Annotated in this window: 12 protein-coding genes; 4 read left to right on the top strand and 8 right to left on the bottom strand. The window is 56.0% G+C overall.

Going from position 1 to position 15,042, the window contains the following annotated elements; translation table 11 throughout:
- Positions 1-5: 5 nt before the first annotated feature.
- From IM313_RS10165 to IM313_RS10150, 4 genes are all read right to left on the bottom strand, one after another.
- Positions 6-1,700, bottom strand: coding sequence for a methyl-accepting chemotaxis protein (locus IM313_RS10165; protein ID WP_192971047.1), 1,695 nt, complete (start codon positions 1,698-1,700; stop codon positions 6-8).
- A gap of 160 nt (positions 1,701-1,860) precedes the next feature.
- Positions 1,861-2,979 carry an S-(hydroxymethyl)glutathione dehydrogenase/class III alcohol dehydrogenase gene (locus tag IM313_RS10160; protein ID WP_041910069.1) on the bottom strand — a complete coding sequence of 373 codons (1,119 nt, stop codon included), beginning with the start codon at positions 2,977-2,979 and terminating at the stop codon, positions 1,861-1,863.
- A 31-nt stretch (positions 2,980-3,010) separates the two neighbouring features.
- On the bottom strand, positions 3,011-3,286 hold the full coding sequence (locus IM313_RS10155) for a metal/formaldehyde-sensitive transcriptional repressor (protein ID WP_028013093.1): 276 nt from the start codon (positions 3,284-3,286) through the stop codon (positions 3,011-3,013).
- Positions 3,287-3,377: 91 nt separating this feature from the next.
- Positions 3,378-4,316, bottom strand: a complete 939-nt coding sequence (locus IM313_RS10150; protein ID WP_192971046.1) for a LysR family transcriptional regulator — start codon at positions 4,314-4,316, stop codon at positions 3,378-3,380.
- A gap of 89 nt (positions 4,317-4,405) precedes the next feature.
- Here IM313_RS10150 and IM313_RS10145 point away from each other — a divergent pair, with 89 nt between their 5' ends.
- The 3 genes from IM313_RS10145 (at position 4,406) to IM313_RS10135 (ending at position 6,064) form a co-directional block, all read left to right on the top strand.
- Entirely contained in the window at positions 4,406-4,882 is a 477-nt protein-coding gene (locus IM313_RS10145) for a GNAT family N-acetyltransferase (protein WP_045260478.1), read from the top strand.
- Between the two features lie 121 nt (positions 4,883-5,003).
- Positions 5,004-5,672 (top strand): epoxyqueuosine reductase QueH, encoded by a 669-nt coding sequence (locus tag IM313_RS10140; RefSeq protein WP_192971045.1) that lies wholly within the window; start codon positions 5,004-5,006, stop codon positions 5,670-5,672.
- Between the two features lie 119 nt (positions 5,673-5,791).
- A complete protein-coding gene (locus IM313_RS10135) occupies positions 5,792-6,064 on the top strand; it encodes a YqjD family protein (RefSeq protein WP_028013089.1) in 273 nt (90 codons plus the stop codon).
- 25 nt (positions 6,065-6,089) lie between these two features.
- Here the strand turns inward: IM313_RS10135 and IM313_RS10130 are convergent, their stop codons facing one another.
- The gene (locus IM313_RS10130; protein WP_192986883.1) at positions 6,090-7,553 is read right to left on the bottom strand and encodes an EAL domain-containing protein; all 1,464 of its coding nucleotides are present in this window, start codon (positions 7,551-7,553) and stop codon (positions 6,090-6,092) included.
- 280 nt (positions 7,554-7,833) lie between these two features.
- Between IM313_RS10130 and IM313_RS10125 the strand changes: the two genes are divergently transcribed.
- Positions 7,834-8,718, top strand: a complete 885-nt coding sequence (locus IM313_RS10125) for a hypothetical protein (RefSeq protein ID WP_028013087.1) — start codon at positions 7,834-7,836, stop codon at positions 8,716-8,718.
- Positions 8,719-8,752: 34 nt separating this feature from the next.
- On the opposite strand, the gene IM313_RS10120 is transcribed toward IM313_RS10125, so the two are convergent.
- The 3 genes from IM313_RS10120 to IM313_RS10110 form a co-directional block, all read right to left on the bottom strand.
- Positions 8,753-9,928 (bottom strand): HlyD family type I secretion periplasmic adaptor subunit, encoded by a 1,176-nt coding sequence (locus IM313_RS10120; protein ID WP_192971043.1) that lies wholly within the window; start codon positions 9,926-9,928, stop codon positions 8,753-8,755.
- A complete protein-coding gene (locus IM313_RS10115; protein WP_047368514.1) occupies positions 9,925-12,102 on the bottom strand; it encodes a type I secretion system permease/ATPase in 2,178 nt (725 codons plus the stop codon). Before IM313_RS10115 ends, IM313_RS10120 begins: the two co-directional genes overlap by 4 nt.
- Before the next feature lie 72 nt (positions 12,103-12,174).
- On the bottom strand, positions 12,175-15,042 hold a 2,868-nt coding region (locus IM313_RS10110; protein ID WP_193056095.1), incomplete at its 5' end, for an FG-GAP-like repeat-containing protein.

The raw sequence follows: 15,042 nt of genomic DNA, 5'->3' as shown, positions 1-15,042 counted from the left end.
GCGAGTCAGAACGTTTCCCAGTTATCACCGTTATGCGCTACCGCCGGACGTAATGCAGCAGGTTTTACTGCCGCAGAGTTCTGCTGTTGAGTACGCCCCTGAGCCTTGCCGCTCAGACGAAACGCCCCGACCGCCTCTGTCAGACGCGCGCCCTGTTCTTCCAGCGACGCGGCCGCCGCGGAGGCCTCTTCCACCAGCGAGGCGTTCTGCTGAGTCACTTTATCCATCTCCGAAATAGCCTGGCTGACCTGCACGATACCGCGGCTCTGCTCGTCAGACGCGGCGGCAATCTCCAGCATAATGTCGGTGACGCGCTTCACCGCCTCGACGATCTCATTCATGGTATTGCCTGCGGCAACGACTTCACCGGAACCCTGGTCTATCAGCGAGACCGATTCGTTGATCAGGCTTTCGATCTCTTTTGCGGCGTTGGCGCTGCGGCTTGCAAGGGTACGAACTTCACTGGCCACCACGGCGAACCCGCGTCCCTGCTCGCCCGCCCGCGCCGCTTCTACCGCCGCGTTAAGCGCCAGGATATTGGTCTGGAAGGCGATGCTGTTGATCACCGCGGTAATCTCAGAGATTTTCTTCGAACTGCTTGAGATATTGCCCATAGTTTTCACCACACCGGAGACCATCTGGCCGCCGCGGCTGGCTTTCCCGGAGGCATCTTCCGCCAGCTTGCTGGCATGATGGGCGTTATCGGCGTTCTGCTTCACCGTCGCGGTCAGCTGCTCCATGCTGGCGGCAGTCTGCTCAATCGCCGCGGCCTGCTGCTCGGTGCGTGATGAGAGATCGGTGTTACCGGCAGAGATCTCGCTGGTACCCCGGTAGATCTCCTCCGCTCCCTGACGGACGGTGCCGACCGTTGTTTCAAGGGAGTGCTGCATGGTTTGCAGATCGCGCGTCAGGCGGCCAATTTCGCTGCGTCCGGCCACGTCGTCCGGCATCGTCAGGTCGCCTTTGGCGATATTCTCGATACGTTTCGCTGCACGCTGGAGCGGATTAATGACCGTGCGGCGCAGCACGACGAAGGTCATCGCGGTCAGCGCCAGCGCCAGCGCAAACGCGCCCACCATAAACATCAGACCCAGCTGCGTGCGGCTGTGCGCCTGCGCCGTCAACGCATTGGCGCGGTCGGTCCGGATCTTAATCGCCTTCAGCAGAACGGCGTTGTAAGCGTCGTCCAGCGGGCGCGCGGTCTCATTTTCGTGGTTGATGATCGCCTCGAACATGCCGTTTTTGGCAAATTTGACCATCGGCTGGAGGCCCGCGATATAGGCGTCGTAGCGTGCCTTCAGGTCTGCATCCAGCGCTTCGTCCGCAGCGCTGCGCACGGAACGATGCATATAGGCGGTAAAGCTATCCTGGGACTGCTTAATGCGCGTTTCCGCCTCACGGATGTTCTGCTTCATGGCCTCCATCTCTGCGATACGGCTTGCCGCGCCGGCGTGGATCATATTGATACGCGCGGTGCGCAGATGGTTTGAGCTGTTCGATAGCCCCATACGCACCTGAATTTCGGACGTAACGTCCTGCTGATCGTTGTCGGCCTGTAGCAGGAAATACCCCGCCAGACCCGAACTCAAGGCAAACAGCAGAATAATGCCACCGAGAATGGAGGAAAACAGCGGAACCAGCCTGATGTGATGCAGGAAGCTCAGCTTGCGCTGCGCCTGCATCGAAGAAGTGTTGTCCATGACCGTCGACTCTCTTATAGGTAAGATGCGCAAAAACACGCCTGTTAGATAGTCATCGGCACGGCAGAGATTTAGATTACGGCTAAAAACGCCGCACTGGTCACACTTTAGAGAAGATTATTAAAGAAATGCCAGCGGCTAAAAACCGCTGGCAGAAGAGTTACTTGTCGCCGAAATGAATGACGGTGCGGATGGATTTTCCTTCGTGCATCAGATCGAACGCCTCGTTGATCTGCTCCAGCGGCAAACGGTGGGTGATGAACGGGTCGAGCTGAATTTTACCGACCATCGCGTCTTCCACCATGCCGGGAAGCTGGGTACGCCCCTTCACGCCGCCAAAGGCGGAGCCGCGCCAGACGCGTCCGGTCACCAGCTGGAATGGACGGGTTTTGATCTCCTGTCCTGCCCCGGCCACGCCGATGATGATGCTCTCACCCCAGCCCTTGTGGCAGCATTCCAGCGCAGAACGCATAACGTTGACGTTGCCGATACACTCGAAGCTGAAGTCCACGCCGCCGTCGGTCATCTCAACGATGACGTCCTGAATCGGTTTCTCGTGATCTTTCGGGTTCACGAAATCGGTCGCGCCCATTTCACCCGCCAGCTTGAATTTTTCCGGGTTGGTATCGACCGCGATGATACGCCCGGCCTTCGCCTGCACCGCGCCCTGAATCACTGCCAGACCAATGCCGCCGAGACCGAACACCGCCACGGTGTCGCCCTCTTTGACTTTTGCCGTGTTATGCACCGCGCCAATGCCGGTGGTTACGCCGCAGCCCAGCAGGCAGACTTTATCCAGCGGCGCCTGCGGGTTGACCTTCGCCAGCGAGATCTCCGCGCAAACGGTGTATTCGCTGAAGGTGCTGGTACCCATGTAGTGATAGATTGGCTCACCGTTGTAGGAGAAACGGGTGGTGCCGTCCGGCATCAGCCCTTTCCCCTGAGTGGCGCGCACGGCCTGGCAGAGGTTAGTTTTGCCGGATTTACAGAACTTACACTCTCCGCATTCCGCCGTGTACAGCGGGATAACGTGATCGCCTGGCTTCAGGCTGGTCACGCCCTCGCCCACTTCCACCACAATCCCGCCGCCTTCATGACCCAGCACAGCCGGGAAGACGCCTTCCGGATCGTCACCGGAGAGGGTAAATGCATCGGTATGGCACACGCCGGTATGGGTGATTTTGATCAGCACTTCGCCTTTTTTCGGCGGAGCGACGTCGATGTCGACGATTTTCAGCGGCTGGCCGGGGCCAAATGCAACAGCTGCGCGAGATTTCATCATGTCTTCCCTTTTTGTCAGGTGTGTGGATTTATTTTAGATAAGAGCGCAGCAAATGGCCGACTTCCGCCATGCGTACGGCTCGCTGATCCGGCGTTGTGTCTCCCGTCACCAGCTCGTCTTTGAGATGTATTTCAACCATTTCGCCCATCAGGCCATTGGCAGCGCCGCGCACGGCGGCAATTTGCTGCAGGATGGCCAGACAGGGGTCGCCCGACTCCAGCGCGCGTTCAAGGGCATCAACCTGGCCGCGAATGCGGCGGACGCGGGTAAGAATACGTTTTTTATCTTCGGGTGAGTGCGGCATATGCCCTCCTGATACTATAGGGGGGTATGGTATATGAGTTATCTTACATATGTAAACTTACTTTTAACGTGAAATCTAAATCGCGCTGAGCTTATCCGGCACTCATCCCCCTGCCATCTTGCGCCAGCATTTGCAGCTCCTCCTGGAGCCATCGGGTCGCCCCCCGCTGGCCGCTGCGCTTATGCGAGTAAATTTTCACCTCAAATTTGGGAATAGAGAACGGCAAGGCAAAAATCCTCAGTTCCGCCGCCGCCACCAGCTTCTCGGCGGCGTAACGAGGAATGGCCATCAGCAGGTCGCTTTCCGCAACGATAAATGGCGCGCTCAGCATCGACGGCGTTTTGATCGCAATGTGCCGCGTATAGCCCAGCTGCTCGAGCCGCACGTCCAGGACGCCCTGCTTTTCATTCCACGGCGTCACCACCAGGTGTCGGGCCGCGAGATAATCCTCCAGCGTTAGCCGGGTCCGGCTTGCGTTGCTGATAACCACATACTCATCCTCAAACCAGCCGATCTCTTCCAGTTCCGGATGGCGGATATCGTCCTCGGTGCTGAAACCCAGCGCCAGATCTACCTCGCCCGCCAGCAGCTCCGTCAGCGCCGGGCTGTGCGGCAGATAGCGCAATTCGAAACGCAAGCCCGGGGCAGCAGTCTGCAGCTTGTGCATCAGAGCGGGAAAAATACATAGCGCGGTAAAATCCGTAATCCCAATTTGCAAGCTTTCGGTACTGCTGGCGGCGTCAAACTCCGGCTGCGGGGTCAGCTCCTGATTAAGGAACGACAATGCGGAAGCAATAGAAGGCGCAAGCTGAGAGGCGTACACGCTGGGGGACATACGATGCCCTTCCCGAAAAAAGAGCGGATCGTTAAGGGCCGTGCGCAGACGCGACAGCGCATGGCTCAGCGCCGAGGTGCTCATCGCCAGCTCGTCGGCTGCGAGGCGAACAGAACGGTGGCGGTAAATGGCGTCAAAAACGGGCAGCAGGTTTAAATCAAGACGTCTCAGCGCCGGATGCATAATATTCATCATTTGTTGATTTCATTGCACTTAATTCTTCGGACAATACTCCGTATGCTTAACGCCATCAATCGCGAACCGTGCAAATAACAGGAAAAACAATGAGCATAACCCTTCGTCAGGCCCGTCCCGAAGATGCAGCGGCTATTTACGCCATGATCTATGAGCTGGCGGTATATGAAAAAGCCCCCGAAGAGGTCGTAACCACGCCGGACGAGATCCGGGAAACCCTCTTTGGTGCGGGCAGTAAAACCGAGGCGTTGATCGCTGAGTTTGACGGCAGGATCGCCGGCTATGCCGTGTTCTTCACCAGCTATTCGACCTGGCTTGGACGCAACGGGATTTATATGGAAGACCTGTACATTTCCCCGGACTACCGCGGTAAAGGCGCGGGCAGAGCGCTGCTGAAACATATCGCTCAACTCGCGGTAAAACGGCAATGTGGCCGCCTTGAATGGAGCGTGCTGGACTGGAACCAGCCCGCCATCGATTTTTATCTCAGCATTGGCGCGCTGCCGCAGTCCGAATGGGTGCGCTACCGTCTTGACGGCGAAGCGCTGCTCAAATTTGCCGAATAGCGGCACCGCTCAGCGCGAGGATCCCGACCAGGCGGATCCTCGATTCCCACCAGTACAGTCAGAAGACATTAATAACTTGTGCTACAATTCCATAAATTTCATCAACATATTGTAGAACAACATGAGTACAACCCCCTTCATCCGCCCGCAGCTCACCCTGCCAAACGGCGCCGATAAACTTCTGCTGCACTCCTGCTGCGCCCCCTGCTCCGGTGAAGTCATGGAAGCTATTCAGGCCTCGGGCATTGACTACACCATTTTCTTCTATAACCCCAACATCCATCCGCAAAAGGAATACCTCATCCGTAAGGAAGAAAACATTCGTTTTGCAGAAAAACACGGCGTGCCGTTTGTTGATGCCGATTACGATACCGATAACTGGTTCGAGCGTGCAAAAGGCATGGAGTGGGAGCCCGAGCGCGGCGTCCGCTGCACCATGTGCTTCGATATGCGCTTCGAGCGTACGGCGCTCTACGCGGCGGAAAATGGTTTCAGCGTTATCAGCAGCTCGCTGGGGATCTCTCGCTGGAAGAATATGCAGCAGATCAATGACTGCGGCCAGCGTGCGGCAGCGCGCTATCCGGGGATGATCTACTGGGACTACAACTGGCGCAAACAGGGCGGCTCATCACGCATGATTGAGATCAGCAAGCGGGAACAGTTTTACCAGCAGGAATATTGCGGCTGCGTGTATTCCCTTCGGGACAGCAACCTGCACCGCAAGTCGCAGGGCCGCCCGCTTATCCGCATTGGCAAGCTGTATTACGGCCAGGATGAGAACGAAAAATAACGCCCTCTTCTGGTGTAGATATATCCGAAAACCGGCCAATTCCCTCCGAAATTTAGCGTTCCGCCTCTCATCTTTTCAAAGAGAGGCTATCCTTTAACTATCAACAAAAGGAGGCAAAAATGTCTGATTTCGGTACTGATAAAAACACCCAGTTTGCTGAAGACAAAGCAAAAAATAAATTTGATGAACTTTCAGGTTCAGCCCAGCAGCAGTTCGGTGAATTCGTTGATTCACCGAAGCATCAGGTAAAAGGCGCTGCGAAAAAATATGCCGCACAGGCCAGCGATGCTGTCTCTGACGTGACTGAAGCGGTCAGAAATAACCCGCTCACCGGTCTTATCGCCGCAGGTGCGGTCGGTATTGTGCTTGGCCTGTTGCTGGGACGCAAATAAACAAGGCCCTTCGGGGCTTTATTTTTTAGCTGAACAATCTCACCATGCGGTCTAATTCCTCCTCTTTCACGGCGCGCGAGAGATAATATCCCTGAAAGTTTTTCACACCCAGCTCGACTAATTTTTCAAACTTCTCCTCACTGTCAACGCCCTCTGCAATGCAAGCTGTTCCGGTCATGTCGCTGTAAATCTGTATCGCTTTAATCAAATTATAATCGTTGTCGTTCGCCACAAAATGATCGACGATGTCCCGATCCAGTTTCAGCCCATCAAAATGCACCTGCCTCACGGGGAACATGGCATGATGGCTTGAGAAGCAGTCGTCAAGAAACAGTTTGCACCCCGTATTACGCAGGTGCCGCATGGTTTCTGGGATGCTTTTATCTTTCGTTACATCAATATCTTCCGCGAATTCAAAGACCAGCTTTTCTGCCCACTGGGGGTTAAGCAGCATGCCGATGGCTTTCCTGGCCATCTCTGGCAGCGCGTTCCCGGACGCCAGGCGAGGCGGTATATTAACGGAAAAATAGAATTTACCGTTATATTTATTAATCCCGGACACGGCGGCGTGGATCACCATAGCCGTAATCTTTAGCCATACTTCATAATTAGCGATGTCATTCAGAAAACGGGCTGGCTTGACTATTTTACCGTTCTTATTCCAGCGAATAAGTATCTCAAACCCCACTCCTTTCTTGTCACGATCGGTAATGATCTGGTAGGCGGGGAATATCTCCCTTTTCACCAGCGCATTAAAAACTTCCGCTTCTTTATCCGTGAAGTCCACTCTTTGATTTTGGTTTTTAATCCGCCTTTCCACTTTTACATTGCGCGGTTCATTCAACCATCGCTTGATACAATGTAATTTCTGCAGACCTTCTTTACGATGGGTGTAAACCGTTTTATTAGAAAGCCTCAGTTTGTCGCACAGGTCTTTTATAGACATGCCGCGATAGAAGTTCAATAAAACATCAACCTCTCTTCTTGTCAGCCATTTGAGCTTTTCTGACGAGGAACAGTGCAGATAGTAATCGCGTAATAAGCGCGAGCGGTCTTTAAAACCATTATTGTGGGTGTGGAAACAGGTTATTACATCAGATACGCTGGCTATGCGAATCAATGATAATTGATGACTGTTATTTAGAAGACTACCCAGGGTTCGATACAGCCAGCTGTCCGGTATATCACCATACAGGGTAACACGACGAATAACAGGAAGTGCATTGAGTACGGATGCCAGTCGCGTCAGGCTCTCCAGGAGAGCTACCGTACCTTTTCCCAGGAACACTACGATGTGAGCGTTTTGATGAATAAGGATATTTTCCTTGTCAGGATCAGATAACTCATCTCCATCAAAGTGAATATGCGCAGTCTCTATGCCGTACTTTTTGAGCAGCAGGTGATATCCCTGAAACGTAAAGCCGCAGGTTGAAATGACAAATCTTTGCTCGTTGCGCGCATCATTCCTGAGAGAAATTTGGTGGGTCATAACCTGCTCCTGGGCACGAAAGCGCCATTATTATTATGAGTATGTAAACCAACAGCGGTGTGTATAATAATTTTACAATACACCATCAGGTTAAGATACTGTTATCAACGCCATGCACTGTAACATCTTTGCGTTAATCACCCTTTTCCACGCATAAATATAACTCTATATTTCTTTTAAAATACCGACCGCAAGCCACTTTTTCTCAGGTATAATGAAAATTCCGAAAAAGAAGGCTGGATACTTCATCTATCGGCTCATCAAATACGAGAAAAATGCTATGGATAATCACATCTCATCCAGGGCCTTGCTACATCGAAGGGATGTTATAAAAAGCAACCCGCGGTTTAGTGAGGCAATATTAGAGCACTACACAATCAATGACGCCATCTACAAAAAACAACCCTTGTTCTACAAGACAATGCTTCAGGAATCACGGTTTAACATTATTCTTTCCATGTGTTGTTTTATATTTGGCAATCAGGCCGAATCCGTCTCAGAGATAAAAGAGTTATGTTCCCGCTATAAAATAGCCAGCCCCAACAGCGTTATTGCGATCATTACGTTACTCAGAACCACGGGACGCATCAGGACCTGGCGCTGTACGGAAGACCGGCGAAAAACGAGAATTGCCCCAACCGAAAAAGGATTGAATGAACTCAAACGCTATATGTCCGGTGCATTTTTACCCGTCAGCATTCTTTACCCGACGTTTAATATTGATGTTAACCTGCTGGATAATGACACATTGAGAAATAATTTCTTCCGCCGCGCGGCAGAATATCTTTTTCGGGGATTAACGTTCAGAAAAGTTTTACCGGAAGTGGGGTTATTTATTGATAAGGATGGAGGCCGCATGATTATGCTGTATCTTTACCTGCAGGCCATAAAAAACAAATCCGCCCACGGCGCGGTTATTCAATACTCCGCCAGCACGCTCGCTAAAGAATTCTTTGTCTCCCGGATCCACGTCAACCGGATTATCAAATCGGCGCATGAGGCAGGTTATCTTAAAGATCGCGGTGACGGTCGCCTGTCGGTGTATCCGGCGTTTTTCGAACTGGTCGAAAACTATGCCGGATTATATTTCGCCTATGTTACTCATTACATTAACGTGGTGCCGAAGGAGCGACGCCACCCAAACAACGTAACGTCAACGGTATAATACAAATGGCGTTCGGTATCCCGAACGCCAATCTTTATCTCTCGCGCAGCGCCTCTTTTGCCTTGTTCAGCGGTTTCAACAGATAATCCAGGATGGTTTTGCTGCCGGTTTTAATATCTACCGTTGCAATCATCCCTGGAAAGACCGGAAAGTCTTTGCCCTGCTTATTGGTCAGGTGGTTACTGTCGGTGCGGATATAGACGCGGTAGTAGTAGACATCTCTTTTCACCTCGTCCTGCAGGGTGTCCGGCGAAATCATGGTCACCTCGCCCTCCAGCCCGCCATAGATGGAGTAGTCATAGGCCGTAATTTTCACCAGCGCTTTCTGGCCGGGGTGGATAAACGCGACATCGCGCGGCGAGATTTTCGCCTCAACCACCATCTGGTCGTCCAGCGGGACCAGGCTCATCAGCTTGCCGTTCGGGGGAATAACGCCGCCCACGGTCGTCACGTCAATATCCTTCACAATCCCACGCACCGGCGCGTTGAAGGTCAGCCGGGTCAGGGAGTCCTCACGCCCTTTCATCACCGAACGCTGGGCTTCAATCTCCGCGTTGGCTTTCGCCAGCTCTTCGCGGGCGCGGACGTAATACTGATTTTTCATCTCGGTGATTTTATTCTCAAGCTCATTTTTTTGACGCTCAAGACGTAACACCTCAACCTTGCTGGCCGCCCCCTGGGTCACCAGCGGACGGGTTAACGACAGCTCGCGCTGCACCAGCTCGGCGCCCTGACGTAAGCCGTTCAGCCCTTTTTCAAGGCTCTCGCGACGGGACTGATAGAGCGCCGTTTCCTGTTTGACCAGCTCAACGTCATCGTCCAGCTCCTCGGGAAACGCGAGTTCCGTGTCGTTAACTTCGGCCTTCAGTCGCGCAGCCGTTGCCAGCGCCGCGTTCAGACGAGACTCGCTCTCCAGCACGCTGGACTCGGTTTTAGTCCGGTCAAGCTGTGCCAGCTGCTGACCGCGCTCAACGATATCGCCTTCGCGAACCAGCAGGCTGTGGATAATCCCCCCTTCCAGGGACTGAATCACCTGCTCATGGGAGGACGGTATCACCTTGCCGCTGCCGGTCGTGACTTCGTCCAGCTGGAACAGGCTCGCCCATGCGATAAACACCGCCAGCAGGGCGAACAGCGACCATGCCACCAGCGAGGATCGCGGCAGGCGCGGCTCTTTCAGACGGCTGTTATAACGGGAGAAATCGTTCATGCCGCACCCTCCTCTGCTACAGCCGCCGGCTTCATGGTCACGGTGCGCTGTGCCGCCTTTTGCGGCGCCAGCCCGTGCTGATGCAGGATCGCGTCGCGCGGACCGTCCATCACCACCTTGCCGTTTTCCAGTACAATAATGCGGTCGACCAAATCCAGAATCGGCAGGCGATGCGTTGCCACCACCAGCGTCCGGCGCTTGCCCAGCCATTTGTGAAGATGCTGAATAAACTGCTTCTCGCTCATCTCGTCCAGCCAGGCGGTAGGCTCATCCAGCAGCAGGATATTCGGGGCAGTGATCAGCGCGCGCGCCAGCAGCAGCGCCTGACGCTGTCCGCCGGAGAGGCCCGTTCCGCCCTCGTTGATGATGGTGTTCAGCCCCATTTTCTGCTTACGCACGTACTCCAGCGCGCCGCTATTGACCAGCGCCTGATGAATTTCATCGTCAGTGGCGAGTGGGTTCCCCATCAGGATATTGTCCCGCACGGAGCCAAAGAACAGCCGCGCCTGCTGGCTAAGCAGCTGCATGTCGCGACGCAGGTCGGCCGGGTCCAGATGATTGAGAGCAATATCGTCCAGCAGAATGCTCCCCTGCTGCGGCTCCTGCATGCCCGCCAGAAGCTGCAGCAGCGTGCTTTTACCGGAGCCGTTACGCCCGAGCACCGCCACGCGCTCACCGGCGCGAATCTGCAGTTTGCTGATGTTCAGCACGGTGAGTTTCTCTTCCTCGTCATAGTAGAAGCCGACGTCTTCCAGCCGGTAATCCCCGCGCAGGTGGGCTTTATGCACCTTCTTCCCGTGCTGCGGATCGTCAATCGGGCGCTGCATCAGGTCATCCAGCCCCTTGCGGGCCACTTTTGCCGACTGCCAGCGCGAGAGCACGCCAGAGATCTGCGACAGCGGCGCGATGGTACGCGATGCCAGAATCGAGGTTCCCACCAGCGCACCGGTGGTCATGTCGCCGCTGATGACCAGGTAACAGCCCACCAGCAGGACCACCGCATAGACGATGGACTGCACCTCCTGGGTCCAGGTCAACAGCAGCCCCGTCAGCCAGCGCTGCTTCATGCCGACGCTGGCGGCCACGTCGTTGGTGTTGTTCCACTGGTTCTGGAAACGCTGCTCGGCGCGCATCAGCTTGATGTCTTCAATACCCTGCACCGCCTCCACCAGCGTCGCGTTACGAATGGCGGATTCACGCATCCCTTCGCTGGAGAGTTTCCCCAGCGGGCGCTGCACCAGCAGGCCCGGAATGAGCAGCAGCGGCACGGCGAGCAGGACCACCAGCACCAGTGGGCCGCCAATCATCCACAGAATAAAGACGAACAGCAGGAAGAACGGCAGATCGGAGATCGCCGCAATGGTGGTCGAGGTGATGAGCTCGCGCACCGACTCCAGCTCGCGGATCTGGGCGATAAACGATCCGGTTGATTTGGAGCGCGCCCCGTTTTTAATCCGCAGCGCGTGGGCAAAGACGCGTTCTGAGATGCGCAGGTCGGCGCGTTTCCCCACCACGTCCGAAATATGCACGCGCAGCATGCGCATGATGAATTCAAACACGATGGCTAGCATGACGCCGCCAAACAGTACCCACAGCGTGGCCTCCGACTGCGACGGCACCACCCTGTCGTACACCTGCATGGAGAAGACCATGCCGGAGAGCGCCAGCACGTTAGCGACCAGCGCCACCAGCATGATGTCGCTGTAGCGGCGCCAGTCCTTCAGCGCCAGCTGCCAGAACCAGTTTTTCTCATACGGTTTGATGTAGTCGTCCACGCGGGCATCCGGCGTGGACTCAAGCGGGCGCAGTACCAGCAGCGTTTTCAACCGTGAGCCGAGCGCGTCCCGCGTTAGCGTCGTCTCCAGCCCGCCGTCGCCGCTGAACTGCAGGCTGACGTTGCCTTCGTTATCCATGCGGTTAATGACCGCGATTTGACCGCCAGTGAATTCCGCCAGCAGCGGCAGGCGCCACGGATCGAGAGATGTTGCATCCGTCGCCACGCGCATTCCCAGCCCTAGCTGGCGCGCCATCTCCTCCAGCACCAGCTGGCGCGGAGACTGACTTTCATGGTTAATCGTGACCCGAACGTGCTCCACCGAAAAGTCCAGCCGGTAGTGCTTCGCGATGATGAGCATGCCCTGCAGCCAGGGTTCGTACTGTGGATGTGTCTTCATAATCTCCGGGTTAACGCCATTCGTGTAAAGAAACGCCAAAAGGCCGCGAGGATTACTCCCCGCGGCGTTGGTTTACGCAATTAACAGCTGATGATTCGCCAGCAGCGTCGCCAGGTCCGTCTGCACGCCGTTCAGCGTCACCAGGGTGGTTGGTGAGAACTGGCCGCCGGTACCGTCCAGATCCACCTGGATTTCGGTATTGCTGCCGTTCTGCACCACGCGGACATAATCGGTAATGTTGCCCGCGCTGCTGTCCAGCGTGGCCACGCCGTTCACATAGCTCGCCGAGCCCGTGCCGGTATAGCCGCTGCCGGAGAGCAGATCGCGCAGGTCAATACGATCCGTGTCCGCGGTCCCTTCCCAGGTGCCGACTGTGAAGCCGTTCACCACGTCGTGACCGTTACCGCCCGTCGCGTCCGACGCGTTGATCAGCTTGTAGAGCAACGTATCGTGACCGCCGCTGCCGATGTTGAAGGTGTCGTTCCCGCCGCGGCCTTCGAACTGGTTATCACCGCTGTTGCCGGTAATGACGTCGTCGAAGTTCGAGCCGTTGATGCCCTCAATGTTGAGCAGTCGTGACGTACCGAACCCGGTGTCCTGCGCGGTAGAGAGACGCAAATCAACGGTTACGCCGGAAGTCGCATTGCGGTAATCCACCACGTCCATCCCGCCGGTGTTGCTCCAGGTGTCGTAGTCGGAATGGGTATTCCAGCCGCCGGAACCGTTGTAGGTATAGGTGCCATCCTCTGCGATAAAGGTGTCGTTATACCCGGTCCCGGTGAGGGTCCCGCTGTGGCCGCCGGTGGCCGCTTCGGCCGTCAGAACGTAGCCCTCTTTGCCGTTGCCCGCCTCCAGACCGCTCCAGGTGACGTTATCCGACACGCCGTTGGTGATCTTCAGGATCTCGGCCGAATAGGTTTCATTCGGATCCAGCCCGTAGAAGCTCACCAGCGCAGAGGTATCGTTCGAACCAATACCAGACTGGGCGTTAATGATCTGCGAAGCCACCAACACGCCCGCGGCGTTGTACAGATTGACCGTGTTGCCGTAGAAGGCATTGATGCCCTCGCTGTCGACAATGTGCAGGTGCATCGCGGTACCGTCGGCAATTTTGGCGCTGTTTTGCACCAGCACCACCTTGCCGTTCTGCTGCGACACCAGCAGATCCTTCGCGCCGTCCCAGTTGTAGTCCACTGCCGCCACGCCGGTGGCGTAGGCCAGGCCAGTTTTAAGCTGGCTGGCGGTCCAGCTGGAACCGTAGCCGTTGTTGGTGAACAGCGTCGCCGTCTGTGAACCGCCGTAGGTGCTGAGCTTGATGATGTCCATCTGCCCGTCCCCGTTCCAGTCCACCGCCACCGAGAGATACCCCGCCGTGGCGTTAGAGGCTTCCACCGCGCTCTTGGTGGTCGAGAGCTTCCCGGTACCGTCGTTGTAGTAGATCACCCCGCCGTTGTTGTTGTAGCTGCTGCCCAGGTACAGATCCATGTAGCCATCGCCGTTGAAATCCGCCCACGTCATGGACGCCGCCGTGGTGGTATTCGCGGCGTTTACCACAAACACGTTGGTCAGGTTCTGGCCGATGGAGAGCGTGCCGTTGCCGTTGTTGTTGATCACGGTTAACGAGTACGCGCCGCTGCGGTTGGTGTGCTGGACAATATCCACCGTACCGTCGTTGTTCAGGTCGACGCCGGAGATTTCACGCCCGGAGTCGAACTGACCGTAGAAACCGCCCTCCCCGCCGGTGCCGTCCGGCGACAGGACGCCGTTGTTGTTCACCAGGTAGGTCAGTGAGTCCATACCGGCATCGCCGTACGCCAGATCCAGATAGCCATCGCCGGTTTTATCGTACGCAATCACGCCGCCGTACCAGATAGTGGTCCCCATCGCCAGCTGGCTGGCGTTATAGGTGCTGCCATCGTAGGTCCACATCACCTGAGTAGACCCGGCGTAGGTATTCTCGGTCGCGAAGATATCCTGCGTGCCGTTACGGTCAAAGTCGGCGGCGGTCTGGCTCACCACGTAGTAGCCGCGGGTGTTAGTCAGCGTATTGCCGGCATAGGTCGAGCTATCGCTACTGGAGTAAGCCTGAGTGTTCGCAATGATATTCCACAGACCGCTGCTGTTCATGCCGAGGGTCATGGTGGAGTTGTTGCTGTTCCCCGCCGTGGTTGCCCAGTCGGTATTCACCGTGGTGGTATCAATCACCAGGCTGCCGGTCGCCGTACCGGTGGTATTGCCGTTACCCGCGCTGCTCTTCACCTGCGCCGTCACGCTGTAGCCCGCCACGCTCAGGGCATCGCCGTCCGGGATCTGCAGGTACCAGGTATTGTGATCCGGGTCGACTACCACGGCCCCCCCCGTCTGGGAGGTGTAGGTTTTCCCGTTCACCGTCACCACCAGATACTCGCCATTCACCAGGTCGGCGGAGACGGTACCGCTGACGATTGGGGTGGTATCTGACGTGGTCTGGGCGGTAATCGCCGCCGTGGTGGTCGGGATACTGGTATCAACGTTCAGCACGAAGCCGTCGGATTCCGTGTAGTTACCGGCTTTGTCGGTCACACGCACGATGTACGTGTGGTTGCCATCGCTCAGGCCGTTATCCTGGAAGGACCAGCTTGCGCTGCCGTTCATGGTCACCTGACCGAGCAGAACGCCGTCGCGGTATAGCTGGACGATCTCGCCGTCTTCAGGGGCGCGGTTGAGCGTACCGTTGATCAGCGGTGCGTTATCGTCCGTGGCCACCGTGCTGCCAAAGGTGCCCTGACGCTCGCCTTCACCGTCGGTATAGCTCACTACCGTGCCTACCGTAGCTGGCGGCGTGGTGTCCACCGTCACCACCTGAGAGGCGGTGGAGCCGACGTTGCCCGCCTGGTCGATAATCCGCACCTGGTAGGTGTAATCCCCGTCAGGCAGATCGCGGGTATCGTTATAGCGCCA

Source organism: Enterobacter cloacae complex sp. P2B (genome assembly GCF_014895985.1).
Classification (GTDB): Bacteria; Pseudomonadota; Gammaproteobacteria; order Enterobacterales; family Enterobacteriaceae; genus Enterobacter; species Enterobacter bugandensis.
The sequence above is the reverse complement of the archived record's forward strand: the minus strand, read 5'-3'. Positions and strand labels throughout refer to the sequence as shown.